The 17,768-nt window shown below is 61.4% G+C and carries 23 protein-coding genes and 1 tRNA gene; 9 read left to right on the top strand and 15 right to left on the bottom strand.

Annotated features, from left to right (window positions below; all coding sequences use genetic code 11):
• Positions 1-13: 13 nt before the first annotated feature.
• A complete protein-coding gene (locus ACFUOZ_RS08235; protein WP_377546647.1) occupies positions 14-748 on the bottom strand; it encodes a cyclase family protein in 735 nt (244 codons plus the stop codon).
• A complete protein-coding gene (locus tag ACFUOZ_RS08230) occupies positions 745-1,191 on the bottom strand; it encodes a hypothetical protein (protein ID WP_377546644.1) in 447 nt (148 codons plus the stop codon). The genes ACFUOZ_RS08235 and ACFUOZ_RS08230 overlap by 4 nt, the downstream gene beginning before the upstream one ends.
• A 169-nt stretch (positions 1,192-1,360) precedes the next feature.
• Between ACFUOZ_RS08230 and ACFUOZ_RS08225 the strand changes: the two genes are divergently transcribed.
• Positions 1,361-2,254, top strand: a complete 894-nt coding sequence (locus ACFUOZ_RS08225; protein WP_377546642.1) for an intradiol ring-cleavage dioxygenase — start codon at positions 1,361-1,363, stop codon at positions 2,252-2,254.
• Positions 2,255-2,266: 12 nt separating this feature from the next.
• Here ACFUOZ_RS08225 and ACFUOZ_RS08220 read toward each other — a convergent pair whose 3' ends face one another.
• Together ACFUOZ_RS08220 and ACFUOZ_RS08215 are read right to left on the bottom strand one after the other, a co-directional pair.
• Positions 2,267-2,755 (bottom strand): hypothetical protein, encoded by a 489-nt coding sequence (locus tag ACFUOZ_RS08220; protein WP_377546640.1) that lies wholly within the window; start codon positions 2,753-2,755, stop codon positions 2,267-2,269.
• An 18-nt stretch (positions 2,756-2,773) separates the two neighbouring features.
• The gene (locus ACFUOZ_RS08215) at positions 2,774-3,496 is read right to left on the bottom strand and encodes a FadR/GntR family transcriptional regulator (RefSeq protein ID WP_377546637.1); all 723 of its coding nucleotides are present in this window, start codon (positions 3,494-3,496) and stop codon (positions 2,774-2,776) included.
• 179 nt (positions 3,497-3,675) lie between these two features.
• On the opposite strand from ACFUOZ_RS08215, the gene ACFUOZ_RS08210 reads away from it, so the two are divergent.
• On the top strand, positions 3,676-4,980 hold the full coding sequence (locus ACFUOZ_RS08210; RefSeq protein ID WP_377546635.1) for a M18 family aminopeptidase: 1,305 nt from the start codon (positions 3,676-3,678) through the stop codon (positions 4,978-4,980).
• Positions 4,981-5,218: 238 nt separating this feature from the next.
• A complete protein-coding gene (locus ACFUOZ_RS08205) occupies positions 5,219-6,634 on the top strand; it encodes an amino acid permease (RefSeq protein WP_377546633.1) in 1,416 nt (471 codons plus the stop codon).
• 91 nt (positions 6,635-6,725) lie between these two features.
• On the opposite strand, the gene ACFUOZ_RS08200 is transcribed toward ACFUOZ_RS08205, so the two are convergent.
• Complete coding sequence (locus tag ACFUOZ_RS08200) at positions 6,726-7,385, bottom strand: DUF1345 domain-containing protein (protein ID WP_377546630.1); 660 nt, start codon at positions 7,383-7,385, stop codon at positions 6,726-6,728.
• A 4-nt stretch (positions 7,386-7,389) separates the two neighbouring features.
• On the bottom strand, positions 7,390-7,551 hold the full coding sequence (locus ACFUOZ_RS08195; protein ID WP_377546628.1) for a hypothetical protein: 162 nt from the start codon (positions 7,549-7,551) through the stop codon (positions 7,390-7,392).
• 117 nt (positions 7,552-7,668) lie between these two features.
• Between ACFUOZ_RS08195 and ACFUOZ_RS08190 the strand changes: the two genes are divergently transcribed.
• Positions 7,669-7,754 (top strand) — tRNA-Leu (locus tag ACFUOZ_RS08190).
• A gap of 77 nt (positions 7,755-7,831) precedes the next feature.
• Here ACFUOZ_RS08190 and ACFUOZ_RS08185 read toward each other — a convergent pair.
• The gene (locus ACFUOZ_RS08185) at positions 7,832-8,170 is read right to left on the bottom strand and encodes a YnfA family protein (protein ID WP_377546626.1); all 339 of its coding nucleotides are present in this window, start codon (positions 8,168-8,170) and stop codon (positions 7,832-7,834) included.
• 239 nt (positions 8,171-8,409) lie between these two features.
• Between ACFUOZ_RS08185 and rpsF the strand changes: the two genes are divergently transcribed.
• The 4 genes from rpsF to rplI all read left to right on the top strand — a co-directional run bounded on the left by rpsF (position 8,410) and on the right by rplI (position 10,176).
• Entirely contained in the window at positions 8,410-8,715 is a 306-nt protein-coding gene (gene rpsF / locus ACFUOZ_RS08180; protein WP_377546624.1) for a 30S ribosomal protein S6, read from the top strand.
• A 50-nt stretch (positions 8,716-8,765) separates the two neighbouring features.
• Complete coding sequence (locus tag ACFUOZ_RS08175; RefSeq protein ID WP_377546622.1) at positions 8,766-9,338, top strand: single-stranded DNA-binding protein; 573 nt, start codon at positions 8,766-8,768, stop codon at positions 9,336-9,338.
• A gap of 128 nt (positions 9,339-9,466) precedes the next feature.
• Positions 9,467-9,706: a 30S ribosomal protein S18 gene (gene rpsR, locus ACFUOZ_RS08170; protein WP_003800144.1), complete on the top strand. Its 240-nt coding sequence runs from the start codon at positions 9,467-9,469 to the stop codon at positions 9,704-9,706.
• Between the two features lie 17 nt (positions 9,707-9,723).
• Entirely contained in the window at positions 9,724-10,176 is a 453-nt protein-coding gene (rplI, locus tag ACFUOZ_RS08165) for a 50S ribosomal protein L9 (RefSeq protein ID WP_018778531.1), read from the top strand.
• Positions 10,177-10,308: 132 nt separating this feature from the next.
• Here the strand turns inward: rplI and ACFUOZ_RS08160 are convergent, their stop codons facing one another.
• Positions 10,309-10,731 (bottom strand): DUF1801 domain-containing protein, encoded by a 423-nt coding sequence (locus ACFUOZ_RS08160; RefSeq protein ID WP_377546619.1) that lies wholly within the window; start codon positions 10,729-10,731, stop codon positions 10,309-10,311.
• A 59-nt stretch (positions 10,732-10,790) separates the two neighbouring features.
• On the opposite strand from ACFUOZ_RS08160, the gene ACFUOZ_RS08155 reads away from it, so the two are divergent.
• A complete protein-coding gene (locus tag ACFUOZ_RS08155) occupies positions 10,791-11,642 on the top strand; it encodes a PhzF family phenazine biosynthesis protein (protein ID WP_377546617.1) in 852 nt (283 codons plus the stop codon).
• Between the two features lie 35 nt (positions 11,643-11,677).
• Here the strand turns inward: ACFUOZ_RS08155 and ACFUOZ_RS08150 are convergent, their stop codons facing one another.
• From ACFUOZ_RS08150 to ACFUOZ_RS08120, 7 genes are all read right to left on the bottom strand, one after another.
• The gene (locus ACFUOZ_RS08150) at positions 11,678-12,241 is read right to left on the bottom strand and encodes a hypothetical protein (protein WP_377546615.1); all 564 of its coding nucleotides are present in this window, start codon (positions 12,239-12,241) and stop codon (positions 11,678-11,680) included.
• A 3-nt stretch (positions 12,242-12,244) separates the two neighbouring features.
• Positions 12,245-12,796 (bottom strand): hypothetical protein, encoded by a 552-nt coding sequence (locus ACFUOZ_RS08145; RefSeq protein ID WP_377546612.1) that lies wholly within the window; start codon positions 12,794-12,796, stop codon positions 12,245-12,247.
• Positions 12,793-13,389, bottom strand: a complete 597-nt coding sequence (locus ACFUOZ_RS08140) for an ATP-binding cassette domain-containing protein (RefSeq protein WP_377546609.1) — start codon at positions 13,387-13,389, stop codon at positions 12,793-12,795. The genes ACFUOZ_RS08145 and ACFUOZ_RS08140 overlap by 4 nt, the downstream gene beginning before the upstream one ends.
• A complete protein-coding gene (locus ACFUOZ_RS08135) occupies positions 13,386-14,354 on the bottom strand; it encodes a hypothetical protein (RefSeq protein ID WP_377546607.1) in 969 nt (322 codons plus the stop codon). The genes ACFUOZ_RS08140 and ACFUOZ_RS08135 overlap by 4 nt, the downstream gene beginning before the upstream one ends.
• A 457-nt stretch (positions 14,355-14,811) precedes the next feature.
• Positions 14,812-15,108, bottom strand: coding sequence for a hypothetical protein (locus tag ACFUOZ_RS08130; RefSeq protein WP_079582254.1), 297 nt, complete (start codon positions 15,106-15,108; stop codon positions 14,812-14,814).
• A 434-nt stretch (positions 15,109-15,542) separates the two neighbouring features.
• On the bottom strand, positions 15,543-17,075 hold the full coding sequence (locus ACFUOZ_RS08125; RefSeq protein WP_377546603.1) for a DUF6297 family protein: 1,533 nt from the start codon (positions 17,073-17,075) through the stop codon (positions 15,543-15,545).
• A gap of 1 nt (position 17,076) precedes the next feature.
• Positions 17,077-17,754 carry an ATP-binding cassette domain-containing protein gene (locus ACFUOZ_RS08120; protein WP_377546600.1) on the bottom strand — a complete coding sequence of 226 codons (678 nt, stop codon included), beginning with the start codon at positions 17,752-17,754 and terminating at the stop codon, positions 17,077-17,079.
• Positions 17,755-17,768: the final 14 nt, after the last annotated feature.

Here is a 17,768-nt window from a genome sequence, read left to right as displayed (position 1 = left end):
CGCCAGCCCCAAGCTAGTGGATGGCAAAGACCCGCGCCGGGAAGCCGCTGCCTTCCAAAGGCTTCGCCCAGGTGGCGACCACCATGGCGCCGGATTCGGGCAGCTGATGGAGATTGGCCATCAGCTCAATCTGCCACCGGTCCTGGGCCAGGACGTACGTTTCGAGGCTGAAGTCCTGCCGGGACGTGGCCATCCCAGGGTCCGTGTCGGTCTGTTCATGACCCACAGCGGCCACTGAGCGCTCCTCGATCAGATGCTGAAGGACTTCCCGGGACCACCCCGGGGTGTGGCTGACGCCGTTGTCGTCGACGTTGGCCATCGCGGAGGCGTCAGGCCAGCGATCGCTCCAGCCCGTGCGAAGGGCCACGAATGACCCTGAAGGGACTCTTCCATTGCGGGCCTCCCATTGCCGGATGTCGTCGAGTGTCGGGGTTGCGTCGGCATCGGCCCGGACCCGGTCGCGGATGTCCAGCACCACCAGTGGCAGGATCATGTCCTCCACCGGTATCTGGTCCAGCGTCCGGCCGCCCCGGACAAAGTGCGACGGCGGATCCACATGCGTGCCCCACTGACCCACGATCGAGTACCTGTGGGCAGTGAATCCATCCCCTTTATCCATGTCGAAAAGGGCTTCCCTTGTTTCATTGGGAAACGCAGGAAAGTGTGGTTGCCCCGGGTGGAAGGCATGGGTGAGGTCCGTGAACGTCCTGTTACGGAGAAGTGGTGCCACTTCCTTCCAGAGGTTCACGACGCCATCCGCATGTCCGCGCCGGAGGTTGCGGCGCTTGAAACGCTGAGTGGACCCGAGACTTCGATGACGGGCACCTCCCATGGATGGATATCCACAATTGTCTGCACCAGTTGGTGAACTGCCGAGTCGTCCAGCGTGTCGTCAAAGTACGTGGTGAAGACGAAGGTGGGTGAAATGGTCCGTTGCCCGATGCTGCCCAGCGTGGGATTGGCTCCCTCAGCGACCGTGAAACCTTCAAATCCGGCGGAGGATTCGAAAACGTGGTGGTAGTTGCCGAACCCGCCCAGCTCCGGTGCCGCAGTCAAAGCGTCCAGCAGTGATGAGATTCCGGGATCAGATTCGAGGGCATCCAACTGACCGTCGGCAAGCCGGGTCATTGTCTCCAATGGGATAGGCCAATGGATGCGGAGCTTCCGCACCGCTTTCAGTTCGATGTTCATTGCAGGAGGACCTTCCGTCGAGTGCTTGCAGTCATCATGCCATGAGGTGATGTGCATTACAAGCATATTCAAATGCGTATTATGACCGTCTGGGTTGCGCCGACTACTTCACAGTTCCGCCACAGCCCGGCCATGTACACAGCACAGCCGCGGCGCGTTTGATGGACACATGACTTCTCCTCATCAGCCCCATCCACATCATGACAAAGGGTTGGAGTTCGACCTCTCCACGTTGCTAAGCCGGCGCCGCACCCTGGGTGTACTTCTCGGCGGCGGCGCCGCAGCCGCCCTGGCGGCATGCACCCCGGGTACGGAAGGCGGCAGCGCCACGCCGTCGGGTACCACCGCTGTTGTCACCCCGTCGGGAGGTACGACGTCGGCCGCGTCACCTTCGTCGCAGGCGAGCAGTACCGTAACGCGTGCGTTCGCCGAATGCGGAGTGGAAATCCCGGAGGAAACACTGGGCCCCTATCCGGGCGACGGTTCCAACGGCCCCAATGTCCTGGAGGCTTCCGGGGTTGTCCGGCGCGACATCAGATCCAGCTTCGGAACGTCCACCACCAAGGCGGAAGGCGTGCCCCTGACTGTCACTTTGACGCTGCTGGACAATGCCAACGGTTGCTCTCCGCTGGCGGGCGCAGCGGTATACGCCTGGCATTGCGACCAAAACGGCAAATATTCGCTTTATGATTCCGGGCTGGAAAACGAGAACTACCTCCGGGGTGTGCAGGAGGCTGACGCCAATGGCCAGCTGACCTTCAGTACCATCTTCCCGGGCGCCTACATGGGCCGCTGGCCGCATATTCACTTTGAAGTATTTGAATCCATGGGCAACACCAGTGCAGCGGGCCAAGTCCTTGCTGTCTCGCAGATCGCACTGACCGAGAGTGCCTGCAAAGCCGTGTACGAAACGGCCGGCTACGAGGACAGCGCCCGCAGCTTCCCGAAAACTACCCTGACCTCTGACAACGTCTTTGGTGACGATGGAGGCATATACCAGTTGGCGACTATTTCGGGCTCCGTCCAGGGAGGGTATACGGCGGCCCTGAACGTTACTGTCTAGAGAACTCCGGAACTAATAAACCACCTGGACGGCGAAGGCGTCTTTGTCCCGCTGCAAAGTGGACGCGGCCGCTGCGGCGGCTGCACCGGGAATCTGATCGAAAGCCGGCACGAGGAATACCGACCCCGGAACCTCGTCGATGGACACAACGATTTTCCCATCCGCCGCTTCCTGGATGCGTGCCGTCAGCTGCACCTGGTTCTTGTCCCGCTGGCGCAGGGTTGCGGGCCTGCACAATGAGTAGAAGGGCGTCGCCCTGTATCGGGCTCCCTTGGGCAGGTCGCATTGGATGATGCTGGACTCTTCGAGGATCCCGAGGTTGACGATCAGGGTATCCCTGCAGACGTCTACTTCAGCGAGAATGTCCTTCAGCCTGCTCGCTCCGTTGCGGGCCAAGTAACTGATGATTTGGGCGTGCAGCCGGGTACGACGCTCCCGGACAGCCGCAGACGGTCCGGTGGTTCGGGGGTCGGCTTTTTGTGGCGGGCCGCTTTGGGACATGGTGCCGGCTTTCTTGTATCAGGCCTGGATTGGGCTTCCCTGGGGGGCGGTCACGGATTCGAGGGTGTGTTCCACGCCCTGGAGGTGAAGCATCATGGCCAAGGTGGCTTCGTCCGCGGAGCCCCGTTCAATGGCCGCAAGGATCGCCGCGTGCTCAACACCCGATTCCTCACGACGGTCCATGACCTGGTTCAACGTCTTTGACTGCTTGGCCATCGCGTCATCGATGTCTGCTTGCATCGTTGCGAATACCCCGTTGCCGCTGGCCCTGGCGATCCTGGCGTGGAATTCGGAATTCAATGCCACCCACTGCGGAAGTTCGTCCTCAACGGCCATTGCCTCCAGAATTTCCCGCAGGCCCTGAAGATCCTCTTCGGTGCGCCGCTGGGCGGCCAGGCCAGCAGCAGGAATTTCGATGTGGGGGCGGGCTTCGAGCAGTTGCCGGGCGGAGTATTTGCCCAGCCGCAGGTCATTGACCACCTGTTCCGCCACCACGAAGGTGCCCTTGCCGGTTCGTGTCGACGTCAGTCCGAGGGACGCCAGTGATCGCAGGGCTTCGCGGACCATCGTCCGGGACACTCCGAAGCGTTGGGCCAGCATCGCTTCAGACTCGAGCTTGGCCCCGACGGGAATCTGACCGTTTTCGATTGCCGCTCTCAGCGCGGCCAGAACGCCCTCGGCCGCACCTACGCGCACCACAGGTCCCTGACCAGCTGTCCAGCTGTCCAACAGGTTATGCATGCCCTGACCATGACACGATGCCCATCCAAGGTCAAGAGAGTTGCCGGAACATGTCACGGGGAGGTTTCCTTAAGACCACCGACACCCTCAGGCCGCTGACGAGTCGCGCCGGTTCGTGCCGCCCCCGCCTGACCGCGACCCGCGCCGGGTGGTGAACCCGTCCGGCTAGACTCGGGGGCATGCCTTCGAACGCTTCCGCAGCAGTTGACCATGTCCAGGATCTCGCCGCGTATGTGTCGGCGTCGCCGTCGAGTTTTCACGCGGTGCACGAGGCCGCGCGCCGCCTGGATGACGCGGGTTTCACGGGCCTCGATGAATCAGCAGCTTGGGAAGGCGGTTCCGGGAACTTCTACGTGATCCGCGACGGCGCCCTTATCGCCTGGGTGACCCCGGAAAACGCCGGACCCACCACGGCCTTCAACATCCTGGGCGCCCACACCGACTCGCCGTCGTTCAAACTGAAGCCGAAGCCCACCACGGGCAAGTTTGGGTGGCTACAGGCCGGGGTGGAGGTTTACGGCGGGCCTCTCCTGAACTCATGGCTGGACCGTGAACTGCAGCTCGCCGGCCGTTTGGTGATGCGCGACGGGACGCAGCACCTCACGTCCACGGGCCCCCTTCTGCGCTTTCCCCAGCTGGCCATTCACTTGGACCGCGCCGTCAACGACGGCCTCGTCCTTTCCAAGCAGCAGCACATGAACCCAATCTTTGGCTTGGGCGACCCCTCCGGGGAAGACCTGCTCGGCCTTCTCGCCTCGCGCGTCCAGGGCGCCTCCGTGGATGCTTCTGAAATCGGCGGGTACGACGTCGTCGTGGCAGACACGCAGGCACCGGCGGTTTTCGGGGCCAACAGTGAGTTCTTCGCCTCCGGCCGCTTGGACAACCTTTCGTCGACGCACGCGGGTTTGGCCGCATTGTTGGGCCATGCTGCCTCCGCCCCCGCCGACGGTCCCATCGCCGTTCTCGCGGCCTTCGACCACGAGGAGATCGGCTCAAACTCCCGTTCCGGCGCCTGTGGGCCGATTCTGGAGGACATCCTGACCCGGATTTCCGACGGCCTTGATGCTTCGGTGAGCCAACGGCGCCAGGCGTTGTCGGCGTCGTTCTGTGTTTCTGCGGACGCCGGCCACGCTGTCCACCCGAACTACGCGGAGCGCCACGACCCCGCAAACCGTCCGCTGCTCAACGGCGGACCGTTGTTGAAGATCAATGCGAACCAGCGCTACGCAACGGATGCCACGGGCGCTGCCTTCTGGGCGCGCCTCTGCGATGAGTCGGGCGTGGCTTACCAGGAGTTCGTTTCCAACAACGACATCCCGTGCGGTTCAACAATCGGCCCGCTTACTGCGACGCGGCTGGGCATTCGGACCGTTGACGTGGGTATCCCGCTGCTGTCCATGCACTCGGCGCGGGAGCTGTGCGGAGTGCAGGATCCGTACTCCTTGGCGCGGGTCGTGGAGCGGTTCTTCGCGACCGCCGTGTGACCCAAGTCACGGCCCCAAGCCTCAAGGGGTCGTTTCATGCTCATTTCGATTGTGCTTCCTGGTAAACATCTGATGCTTAAAATCATACTTTTTGTGCAAAGCCCCTTTTTGTAGAACCCCAGAATGTTGCTTCGCACAGGAAGTTGCGTAAGGGCGCTGGCTACTGTGGGTAAGCCAAGTGGCCCACCGCACATCCATTGGGGGGCCTTTCCAAGAACTCTAAGGACGGCGACGTTCCATGCAGGCTGACCAACAGCTTTCAAAGTCCCTGAAGCCCCGCCACCTCTCCATGATCGCGATTGCCGGCGTCATTGGAGCAGGACTGTTTGTTGGCTCCGGTGCCGCCATCCAGCAGGCCGGCCCCGGTATCCTGCTCGCGTATCTGGCCGCAGGGATGGTGGTCATCCTTGTCATGCGCATGCTGGGGGAGATGGCCGCTGCCAACCCGGAAACCGGGTCTTTTTCCACATACGCCGACAAGGCCCTTGGCCGCTGGGCGGGGTTCAGTATTGGCTGGCTCTATGCCTGGTTTTGGATCATCGTCCTCGGTATTGAGGCAACGGCGGGCGCCGCCATCATGCACCGTTGGGTGCCGGGCGTCGATCAGTGGATCTGGGCCCTGGTTCTCATGGTGCTCCTGACGCTGACCAACCTTGGATCCGTGAAGTCCTACGGTGAGTTCGAATTCTGGTTCGCCTCCATCAAGGTCGCCGCGATCGTCATCTTCCTCCTCGCGGGTATCGCAGCCATCCTCGGCCTGATGCCGGGGGTATCGGCGCCCGGCGTCGCGAACCTGCTGGACCAAGGCGGCTTCATGCCGAACGGCCCCGGTGCCGTGCTTGCGGGCATTCTCGTGGTGGTCTTCTCCTTCTTCGGGGCTGAAATCGCCACCATCGCTGCAGGCGAGTCGGAGAACCCCGTGGATGCCGTGAAGAAGGCTGTGAAGTCCACGGTCTGGCGCATCCTGATCTTCTACATCGGATCCATCGCCATCGTGGTGACCCTCCTGCCCTGGAACGACGCTTCAGTGGCCAAGAGCCCGTACGTCGCGGTCATCGAGCTGTACGGCATCCCGGGCGCCGGCACCATCATGGACATCGTCGTGCTTACGTCGGTGCTTTCGTGCCTCAACTCGGGGCTTTACACGGCCAGCCGCATGCTCTTCTCCCTTTCCCAGCGCGGTGATGCCCCCAGGTCCTGGATGAAAATTTCCAAGCGTGGAGTTCCGGCCGCAGCCGTGCTTGCATCCACCGTGGTCGGGTTCATTACGGTCGGCCTGAACTACGTTGCCCCGGACACCGTGTTCCTGTTCCTCGTGAACACTTCGGGTGCCATCGCCCTGTTCGTGTGGCTGGTCATCGCAACCTCACAGCTCATCCTTCGCAGGCGCATGGGTGCGGCAGCCAGGGAGATGGAGCTCAAAATGTGGTTCTTCCCGTACCTCACCTGGATTGCCATTGGTGCGATCGTGGCCCTGATTATCGGCATGGTCATCATTGAATCCACGCGCGAGTCGCTCTTCCTTTCGCTGGGCCTCGCTGCCGTTGTGGTCGCCATCGGAGTGTTCCGCTACCGCCGCAGCGGCGGTAGCCCGGCTGTGGCCACCAGCGCGGAAGCCGAGCGCCAGGAGATCGGTTCCGGACCGGCGTCGTAAGGGTCCTTCTGATGCGGGGCAGCTGCCGTCAACGTTCGACGGCGGCTGTCCCGTTTCGCTTACCGACCCGCTTGGGTGTTGGGTTCCTTGGTTACTGCGCCAGGCCAATGACCAGGTTGATAGTGACTGCCAGAACGACAGTGCCAAACAGGTATGAGAGCAGGCTGTGCTTCAATGCTTCGGCGCGGATCCGGTGGTTTTCCAGGTTGGTGTCGGATACCTGGTAGGTCATGCCCAAGCTGGTGGCCAGGTAGGCGAAATCCGTGTATTGGGGGCGTCTTTCCTGGTTAAAACTGATGCCACCCACTTCTCCCCCTGCGTCTTCTGTAGGGCTGTAGTAAAGCTCGGCGTAGCGGAGGGTGAAGAGAGTCTGCACCAGCATCCAGGACAGTGCGACGCACACCAGCGCCAGCGCTCCCGATGACAGCCGGGACCCGTTGTCTTCGGTGTGGGAGTTGACTATAACCGCCGCTGCTGCGCCGATACTGGCCAGGTTCGCGACAAGAATCAGGAGATCGGTGACTCCGCGCGAGGGGTCCTCGGATGTTGCGTGTTGCTCCGTTTCGGCGGGATCCATCCTCGCGATCACCAACCAGACCCAGGCCACGTATATCAGCGCGGCCGTTGCCCAACCCACTGCGGGGGCGTCCACCCAGCTTCCCGTCATCCCGGTGGCGATGAATGTTGCGACGCCGGCCACCAGCATGGCAACGAAGCGCAACCGGCTGCGCCGGACCCTTGTGTTCTCCACTGCCCTAATCATTGGGGGTCCGGGGCGAGGGAGAGTCGTCGGTCCGCTTCGATGCTTGGAGGATGCCATCCCGCACCCCGGCACGAACCACGAAGTAGAGTGCGTAGAGGGCAATCGCGGCAAAAACAATGGTCAGGACCAGGTTGTTCAACGGGGTGGCGTCCATCCAGCCACTCTAACGGGGTGTCGTCCTGTGGACAGGAATCTGCGAATCGGCCCTGTTCGTGTTAGTGTCTTTGACGCTGTCAAGGAGAAAAACGAAAGCGCTTCTCCTGATCACCTTGCGCGGGTGGCGGAATGGCAGACGCGCTAGCTTGAGGTGCTAGTCCTCGAAAGGGGGTGGGGGTTCAAGTCCCCCTCCGCGCACCAAGGGAAGCCCTGGAAGGTCGTTGATCTTCCAGGGCTTCTGTCGTTTCCCAAGACGTCGTTTTCCGGGACGACCGGCGTCACGCGCCCGGCCGCGGCGCGAACATGATGACGCCCACGCCCACAATGCAGATCGCTGCTCCGATGACGTCCCAGCGGTCCGGCCGGAAGCCGTCCATCAGCATTCCCCAGGCAAGGGATCCGGCGATAAAGACACCGCCGTACGCGGCCAGGACCCGCCCAAAATGCGCCTCCGGCTGGAAGGCGGCGAAAAAGCCGTAGATTCCCAATGCCACCACGCCAAGTCCGGCCCACCACCACGCCTTGCCTTCGCGGACGGCCTGCCAGATCAGCCAGGCCCCGCCGATCTCGGCCACGGCAGCCAGGACGAAGAGGACGATGGACTTCAGGATGGTCATGGCTCCAGTATTCCCTGCGACAGACACCGACCACGGGGTTATCCACATACGCTAGATGACCTGTTTCCGCCGCGTATCCGCTCGAATAGCTTTGAGTGCAGGAGATGCACTAAGATATTGAAGTCTGTGTTACGCCCTCCTTCCGAATCTTCGGCGGGGGAGCGATGCACAGCATCGCAAATGAACCTCCTGTTACGGAAATACCGTAACCGCTTAGCCCAAAGGAGGTGGGTTCACATATGCGTCCTTACGAATTGATGGTAATCATCGACCCCGAGGTCGAAGAGCGTACCGTAGAGTCGTCGCTTCAGAAGTTCCTTAATGTCATCACCACCGATGGTGGAACCATCGAGAAGGTTGACATCTGGGGCCGTCGCCGCCTGGCATACGACATCAAGAAGAAGTCCGAAGGTATCTACGCCGTGGTGAACTTCACCGCTGAGCCGGCTACCGCCAAGGAACTTGATCGCCAGCTGTCTCTGAACGAGACGATCATGCGCACCAAGATCATCCGCCCCGAAGACCAGAAGGTTGTTGCTGAGTAATCAGCCCCTTTCAGATCTTTACCCCGCAGGAACGAACAAGGAGGCAGTAGATGGCAGGCGAAACCACTATTACGGTCATCGGTAATCTCACCAATGACCCGGAGCTGCGGTTCACCCCGTCTGGCTCGGCAGTAGCGAACTTCACCATCGCTTCTACTCCCCGGACCTTTGACCGCCAGTCCAATGAATGGAAGGACGGGGAAACCCTGTTCCTTCGCGCATCGGTATGGCGTGAAGCAGCCGAGAACGTGGCCGAGTCCCTCACCAAGGGCATGCGCGTCATCGTTTCCGGCCGTTTGAAGAGCCGTTCCTACGAAACCAAAGAAGGCGAAAAGCGCACCGTTATCGAGCTTGAGGTCGACGAAATCGGCCCCAGCTTGCGTTACGCAAACGCCAAGGTCAACCGTACCCAGCGCTCCGGCGGTGGGCAGGGTGGCTTCGGCGGAGGCAACTCCGGTGGCTTTGGAGGCGGCGCTCCTGGTGGAAACCAGGGTGGCGGCAACTCCGGTGGAGGTTGGGGCGGCAACCAGCCCGCACAACAGCAGGATGACCCCTGGGCTACGCCTGGTGTCAGCAACGCTGGCGGCTGGGGCAACGGCCCTGATTCCGAACCTCCCTTCTAAACACCAAACAAAAGTCCGACGCCGGACGCTCACCGGGACTGCCGAAAGGCACCTTGGTGATCACCGCCGTCGAACACCACCATCCCGTGGATCAATATCCACGGGCTCCATAGAAAAGGAGCTCCACGATGGCTAAGGCTGAACTCCGTAAGCCCAAACCAAAGTCCAACCCCTTGAAGGCCGCTGACATCACTGTCATCGACTACAAGGACGTAGCATTGCTGCGCAAGTTCATCTCCGACCGCGGAAAGATCCGTGCTCGTCGCGTTACTGGCGTTACCGTTCAGGAACAGCGCAAGATCGCCCAGGCAATCAAGAACGCCCGCGAAGTTGCTCTGCTGCCTTACTCCGGCGCTGGCCGCGGCTAAGGAAGGGATTAACTAACATGGCAAAGCTCATTCTGACCCACGAAGTAACCGGTCTCGGTGCTGCTGGCGACGTTGTCGAGGTCAAGGACGGTTACGCACGTAACTTCCTGCTGCCCCGCGGCTTCGCCCTGACCTGGTCGAAGGGTGGCGAGAAGCAGGTTGAGTCCATCAAGGCTGCCCGCGCTGCTCGTGCCCACGCTTCCGTTGAAGCGGCACAGGCACAGGCCCAGGCTCTGTCCTCCAAGAAGGTCAAGCTCGAGGTGAAGGCCGGCGAGTCCGGTCGTCTCTTCGGTACCGTCAAGCCGGCCGATGTCGCTGCTGCTGTTGAGGCCGCTGGCCTTGGCGCCATCGACAAGCGCAACGTTGAACTGCCGAACCACATCAAGTCTGTCGGTTCGTACCAGGCCAACGTTCGCCTGCACGAGGATGTTTCCGCTGTTATCGACCTCGAGGTCGTTGCCAGCAAGTAGTCTCTGACTGCATCCAAAGAACCCCGCCACCGGATTCCGGTGGCGGGGTCCTTTTGTGTTCGCGCCGAGTTGGCAGTTAATGACAATCCGGAGCATCAACATTGTCATTAAGTGCCACTTCGCGGAGGAGGCTCAGGGCGTGTGGAGCTCTGACATCACGTGCTGGTAGCCGGTCCGGATCATCTCCACCAGGACGTCGCGGTCCACATCGTCCAGCTTGTTGACGTACAGGCATGACGCGCCGGTCTTGTGTTTGCCCAGTTCCGGGAGGAGCCGATCCGCGTCCGGACCATAGGTGAGTCCATAGAGGGCAAGATTGGCCTTCCTCGGGGAGAACCCGACTGCGGCAGCGTCGCCTTCGCGGCCGGTGGCGTACTTGTAGTGGTAGCTGCCGAAGCCAACAATCGTGGGCCCCCACATGACGGGTTCCTGCCCCGTAACCTGACGCATGATCTCCAGCAGTTCCAAGCCATCCGCACGCCGCGCAGGGTGTTCCACGGCCGCCAGGAAATCTTCCACGGACACTTCGGTGGGCTGGGTCTTGTTCTCTGCCATGCACCTAGTCTCCCAGACCGGCTGCCACGTCTGCCAGCACCGGATGGTAGCCTTCACCGGTGACTCCAGAAGCCCTCCGCCTCCGCCCATTCCACCAAGTCGACGTCTTTTCCAACCAGCCGTACCGAGGGAACCCGCTGGCCGTGGTGGTGGACGCTGAGGGGCTCAGCACAGAGACCATGCAGCACTTCGCTAATTGGACCAACCTTTCGGAGACCACATTCCTCCTCCCTCCCACCGACCCGGCGGCCGACTACAAAGTGCGGATTTTCACGGCCAGCGAGAAGTTCCCCTTCGCGGGGCATCCGACGCTCGGATCGGCGCACACGTGGCTGCAGTCCGGGGGAGTGCCCAAGACCGAAGGCGTCCTGGTTCAGGAGTGCGGCGCGGGCTTGGTCCGGGTAAAGCACGACGCCGGTCGGTTGGCTTTCGCTGCCCCGCCACTGACCCGCTTTGGCCCGGTGAGCGACGCTGAACGTACCCAACTGGCGGCGGGCCTACGCATCTCAGAGTCGGCCATTGTCGACGCATCATGGCTCGTCAACGGCCCGCAGTGGATCGGCGTTCTCCTTGAGTCGGCGGACGAGGTGCTGGCCCTCGACCCGGATTTCGTGGCGATGGGTGACCTCAAGGTCGGGGTGATCGGCCCACACGAGCCAGGTTCCGCCGTCGACTATGAAGTCCGCACATTCATTCCCAGTGACGCAATGGTGGAAGATCCGGTGACGGGAAGCTTCAATGCCGGCGCGGCCCAGTGGCTGATCGGATCCGGGCGGGCGCCTGAGGACTATGTTGCCGCGCAGGGCACTGTTCTGGGCAGGGCAGGGCGTATCCACGTCACGGTCATGGATGGTGATATCTGGATCGGTGGAGCGTCGGCGACTTGCATCGAAGGCAGTGTGCTCCTGTAGTTACTTTAACCCGGTACTCGGATCACCGATTATCGCTATGCAGTCCCCGCCACCAGCAGCACCGAATTGATAATTGAGGAGATGACGAAGAGTACGGCGAGGCGGCCGTTGGGAGCCCTAAATACTCTGCGGGCAAGCACTGCGTAGAGTGCGGCGGCGATGGCCCCGAACAGAATTCTCAGCCAAGTTTGTCCCAGCATCAGCGTCGCTGCCGGTTCAAGAAACAGACCCACGAAAAGCGTCGTCAGCATGAACGGTATCTGGCCCAGCAGCACCCAGAGCCAGCTTGTGCGCAGTGTTGGCACCTCGCCCCCGACAATGAACTTGTAGATCAGCCGCAGTGCAAGGGCCTGGAGGAAAGATGCCACCATGCTCCAAAGAAGTACGCCTACGCGCATGAAAGTGAGCAGTACTTCCTGGCTGGAGAACTGGTTGTATTGGGCATTCTCGCTGACCAGTTGTTCAAGCCTGGGGCCTGCCGCGTATTGCGCCGCCGCGGTGTAGGCGAGAAGCAGGCAGATTATCCAGACGGCGTTGATCTTGGGTGCTCCAGGAGCCTGAAGGGATTCGTGGGACGGGGAGGGGTAGCTCGGGGTCATTGATTACCTTTTCAGTAGTGCGTACTCAGCCCATTCGGCCACGGCGGCCAGAACGTAAAGCACGGTGAAGGCGGCGACGGTGCGCATTAACGCTGGGAGGAACTTCGTCCGAATGCCTTCCTTCCTGAGGACTGCAACCAGCGTCGGCCAGAACAGGCGAGCACCCTGGATTGTCATCACCCACGCAACGATCTCGAGCGGGACGTGGACCAGTGTGAGTGCAACGGTCTGTACCAGGCCTGCCGAGGCGACACTTCCCACCAAGCCCATCCCCAGATAGAAGCCGTTGGCAAGCATCATAATCCTCGCACCGTATTGCGTCAGGAGGAGGGCGACCAATGCCAAGGAGAAGTTGTGGGCAAAGATTTCGTAGGCCGTGAGGGCGGTTTCATCTGAACCTGGCTTCCAGGTAAACAGCGATGCAAATAGTCCGCCCGCCACCGCCGTTATGACTGGCGGGACCAGATCCTTGGCAAAAGACGGGAAGAGCCCGCTTATCGAACTGTAGAAAGATCGGAAACCCGGGGGCCGTGCAGGCAGCTGGGATGTGTTCAAGCTGCGACTCCAGCCTCGGACAACTTCACCTTGCGGTCCTGCCCGATGGTGAGATCGTAGTCCGTCCATCGGGCCTCTTCATGGGTGGCCAGGATGACAAGACGATCTTGGCCCGCGGCCAGGAGGGCACTGCGGGCAGCTTTGGAACCATCCCGGTCCAGCCCATTAAGGGGTTCGTCAAGCAAGACAACATCCGTGTGCTGGAAGGCCAATGCCGCTGTAAGGATGAGTCGTTGGCGCTGGCCAAGTGAAAGATCACTGACCTTGGTAGCCAGCATCCCATCGGTGAGGAGCCCGTTGTCTGGGATGGGTCCGGTGAGGGGCCTGATCATGTCAAGCAATTCGCTCGCTGTGAGGTAGTCGAGCGTCAGGTATTCCGTGTCGAGATAGACCGCGTTGAACCTGTTCCGCCAGCCGCGGACAGTTCCGCAGGATGAATGGATCACGCCGCCTAGCAGTTTCAGCAGAGTCGTCTTCCCGCACCCGTTGCTCCCACGGAGGGCCACCACGCCTCTTTCCGGCAAGTCGATCTTCGTGCTGGCGAAGATGACATTGCTTCCGAAGGCGTGTTCAACGCTCGTCAGGGACTTCATGGTTCCTCTGTTTCTGTTGCCGTCAGGTCGCGTAACCACGATGGTGTATCTGCCATAAGAACGCCGAAGAGCAGTGCGGCTACTATCACCAAGGCTCCAGCCACGGCGGCCAGCCATGCTGGCTCTGCCGCTCCGGGAATGATGCCTCCCAGGACCCCGGAAAGAACGACCGCCATCCCGCCGCACAGAGCTGCGCCCAGGCCTGCCCTTGAGCGTTGGGACAGTTCGGCGATACGCGACGCCGGCAGGACCGCTGTCTTCCGCTGGATGATTAGGGCATCAGCGGCGATTTCAAAGACGGCCAGAGCGGCCAGGAGCAAAGCCGACTGCGGATTTCCGTGGAAGAGCAGAGTTGCGATGAGACACGCCAAGGCAGGCAATACAAGGACGGCATTGGTAAGCAGGCTTCTGAATAACAGTGTCCTTGCTTTCCCCGGGACAGTGCGGAAAACGAACAACCCAAATCCGAGAGTCTCAAGTGACGACGTCCGCACGAAACCTGACCTGAAAAGTATCATTCCCAGGAAGAACACAGCAATGGATACAAAAGGCGCAACTCCGGGCCAAGGCGTATTTTCACCGATTATGAGTGCTAGTGAAGCCAGAAGTACTATACCGCCAGCCTTTATGCCCATATCCAGGAATAATCCCCGTGACTTGAACGCATATTTATGGGCAATTCCGGCGAACAAAAGGGGGGTTCCTGATGCCGTAAGGACCACCGAGGCCAGGGTAACTGCCAAGCCAATCGCGTACTGGTCTTTGCCGCCGGAGAAAATGATGAGCGCGGGAGATTGGGCTATGAGCATGGTGACGCTCCCTGTCGCCGCTGCTGCTGCAATGATTCCGGGCGTCCAGGCCCACGATCTGCCGTTTGGAAGCAGGGCAACCGTGGCTCCAGCCAAGCCAAGGGTTGCCAGTACATTGATCAGGCTGCCCCAGTGAAGGTTCTGGACTGCCAGCATCAAAGCCAAGCCCATGTCCGGGATGGCCAGCCCGGCGCGCATGCCGCATCCCAGCGCTCCCGATACGGTAGTCCACTGCCGGTGCGCCCGCCGGAAGCGACGCCTCGCCTGTAAAAGCCCCAATGCCAGCATGGCGCCGGCTATCGTGGTCAGGTCCGGAGCGTTAAGCGGAATACCCAGAGGGGTCAGGCCAGCGTGCGGTGGTGTCCATACAAGGCCAATCACTATTACAAGCAATGTTGCAGCTTGTCCTGCCGTCACTACGGCTTTGCTGGCACCCAGACTGATGCGGAACCCAAGGTCGTCAAGGACACCCTGAAGGCGGCTGGATCTGCGACGGAATTCGTTGATATACGTGGCATGGCATCCGGAAAGGGCCACAGCGAAAGCACTGCGCCAGCGTGGCTGGGTGCTAAGTGGATCCATTGTGGCCCCCTCCGGGTTCACTTGCTGCGGTTTACCAGGCCACGAACTGCTTCAGTGCCCAGCGCTTGACGAGTCCGAAGATGACGCCTGCAAGGGCCGTGCCGATTCCGAACGAGGCGACGATGCCTGCAGCCAACGCGGCCCATGAAAGTGCGTTAAGCGCGAAGTACAGATTGGTCGCCAGACCCGAGGAGATGCCGAGGGTAGCGACGGCCTGGAATACCACGGACAGGGTTGCGAACAGGGCAGCCGTCACGCCGCCGACCTTAGCCGCCTTGGCCACGGCTGGGCTGATATCACGCTTAACTCGTGTAATTGATGCCGACATGGAAATGCTCCTTTCAATATCATGCGAATAGATTCTTCTGGATCATTTGATAGGGCTGTTTGTCTTCGGCCGAATGACATCTTGCAGCCAAGAAGGAGCATTGCCTACGAAGTTGCGCCGGTCAACCCCGTTATTGGTCCAGAGACGGATTAGACGGCAAGTGTTTGAATCTACAAGTTTCAGCAAATTGCGTAACAATTATGTATTTAGTGCCCTAGGGGATGATCTTTGCAATTTCGGCGTCATGAACCTGGCACTGGCCTCACTTAGGACAATCACCTGACCTCCCGTAGACCAGCGGGCGCAAAAAATTTTTAAAAAAGTTTCAAAACTTGCGACACGGACGGCGTGCTACTCATACATATTGCGGGCATGGTGAGTAACACCTACCTCTGTTGGCAGGGCCCGACCTTGCTCCTGTAGCGCCCCCGCCCTCACGCCCGCTTGGGCTTGGACAGCACAGCAACCATGACAATGCCCGCACTGAACAGGGCCTGGACCATCCCCACGGCCCACGGCGTGTAGCCAAGGTAGAGCCCAACCAGCAGCGGAACCATCGCCAGGATCGTCACGTCCAACCCACGCATCAGCGAACCCAGTTGCGCGCGGGGCACGGGCCCGAAGGGTGTGTCTACCGGCGGAGCCGACCAGTCCGGCGCAGCCTTCGTGGCGGAGCGGAGGGTTCCTGCGCCCATCCCGACTCCGGCCAAGGCACCCACCCCAATCAGGGCGGGATCGGACGCACCCAGGAGAACCAGAATCCCACTGAGGACTGTCATCCACGCGGCCATGGCCAGGCACGGCATCAGGGTCCGGCTGGTGCGGACCAGCGCCGGATGGAGGGGGAGCAGCGCATCGAGCTCCAGGATAAGGGCTGTCTTGCGTGCCACGTTCCCCATCCCCGATGCTGTAGCACAGCCGGCTATGACAATGATGGCCAACTGCGCGAACTCCGGCAGCCCACCTTCCACCAGCAGCACGGCGATGGAGGCAAGCAGCCACAGCAGCGAACGCACCACGGGAGGATTCAGGCGGAGGAACGCCACAACATCGGCACGGATCAGCGCCCGAAAGGGGCTCCCCGTGGGTCTGGCGAAGAAGCCTGCCGCCCTGCCGCCGTCGACCGTTTTCCGTCCGGAGCCCAGCGCGCGAAGTACCTCGTTGGAATCCATCATGAACAGGGAAGCGCCGGTGTGGCCGGTCACGGCCCCGCCGCGGATCAGCTCTTCGCCCCGCACCTCACCTGCGTGCGTTCCCACGACGGCAAGAAGCACGACGGCGGCCACCCCCACCAACACTGCCAGCCAGGGTCCCCCGGCGATCCCGGGAAGAACGGCGCACGCCAAGAGCACGGGCAAGCTGATCATCTTGCCGAGCCCTGGCCCGGGCAAACCGATCTGCTGAAAAGCCGCCAAAGCCACTGCGATGACCCCCGCGGCGCCAAAAGTCCCTGACGCCAAAAAGTGCTCCGGGATATCACGGTCTACGGCCGTAACGATGCTGAATGGAAGATAAACCACAGCAAGGGCTACTCCCGTCAGGACCGCTTTGCGGAGGAAATGCGGCAGGACCATCGGTCGGCGGTCGACGGGGAGGGACAGCCACCAGGTGCCCTCAGCCCCACCGACGGTGATCGGTCCAAGCTTCCGGGCAAGGTTGGCCACCACCAGCAGGATCGCGTACGTCACCGCCGTCCACAGCACGGGCGCTGGAAGGACGAGCCATTGCGCTTTGACAATGCTGCTCCCTGTGGAGGCGCGGTCCGCAATCTCGTTGCGCAGGGCAAGGACGAAGGAGGCTGCGATGGTCAGCGAAACGGCGATACCGAGTCCCCAACTGTACGCGTCCACGAATCGATCGCCCCATGAACCCCGGCTCCGTTTGTAACGGCGGGCCGATCGGCGGGTGAAACTGACGATCTCCCGCGCGAGGTGACGGTCCGGCGTCGTGCTTTCACGAATCAGCATGTCAGGACCCGGCAATGATCGAGGCTCCCTGCTGTGGATCGAATTCGCGGACGTCGTCGTCAATCACCAAACACGAAGAAGCGGTGGCGAGCAGCAGGTCCGGATCGTGGGTCACCAGGACCACTGCGCCGCCGTTTGCTGCGTGTTCAGCAATCCGTTCTCCGAGGGCCACGCGCATCCTGGGATCGAGTCGTTGTTCAGGCTCGTCAAGGATCAGGAGCGACGAAGGACGGATAAGTCCCGCTGCAAGCAGCAGCCTGCGTCGTTGTCCGGAAGACAGGGCATCGGGGATGGCGTGGGCTCGTCCCTGCAAGCCGAAGAACTCCAGTTCTTCCTCGACCCGCCTCTCGGGCTCCCCGACGGAGTGCCCACGGGCGACGAGCAGCAAGTGTTCCCGGACAGTCAGCGAAGGGAAGAAAAGATCGTCATCAAAAACTGCGGAAACCTGCCGGCGGAAGGGCACGGCATCGGGGTCGCTGAGGAGCCCGTGGACCCTCACCTCGCCGGCAAGGGAGGCCTGACGACCCGCTATGGTCCGGGCGACGGTCGACTTCCCCGCACCGTTCACGCCCACGATTCCGAGGACCTCGCCGGCTCCCACGGCCGCCGAAACTTCGCCGCACACCGGCGCTCCGGCATATCCCACCAGCAGGTTTTCGGCTTCCAGTACAGTCCCCATGATGCAACCCTACC

It is taken from the genome of Paenarthrobacter sp. NPDC057355 (genome assembly GCF_042667405.1).
GTDB lineage: Bacteria > Actinomycetota > Actinomycetes > Actinomycetales > Micrococcaceae > Arthrobacter.
The sequence above is the reverse complement of the archived record's forward strand: the minus strand, read 5'-3'. Positions and strand labels throughout refer to the sequence as shown.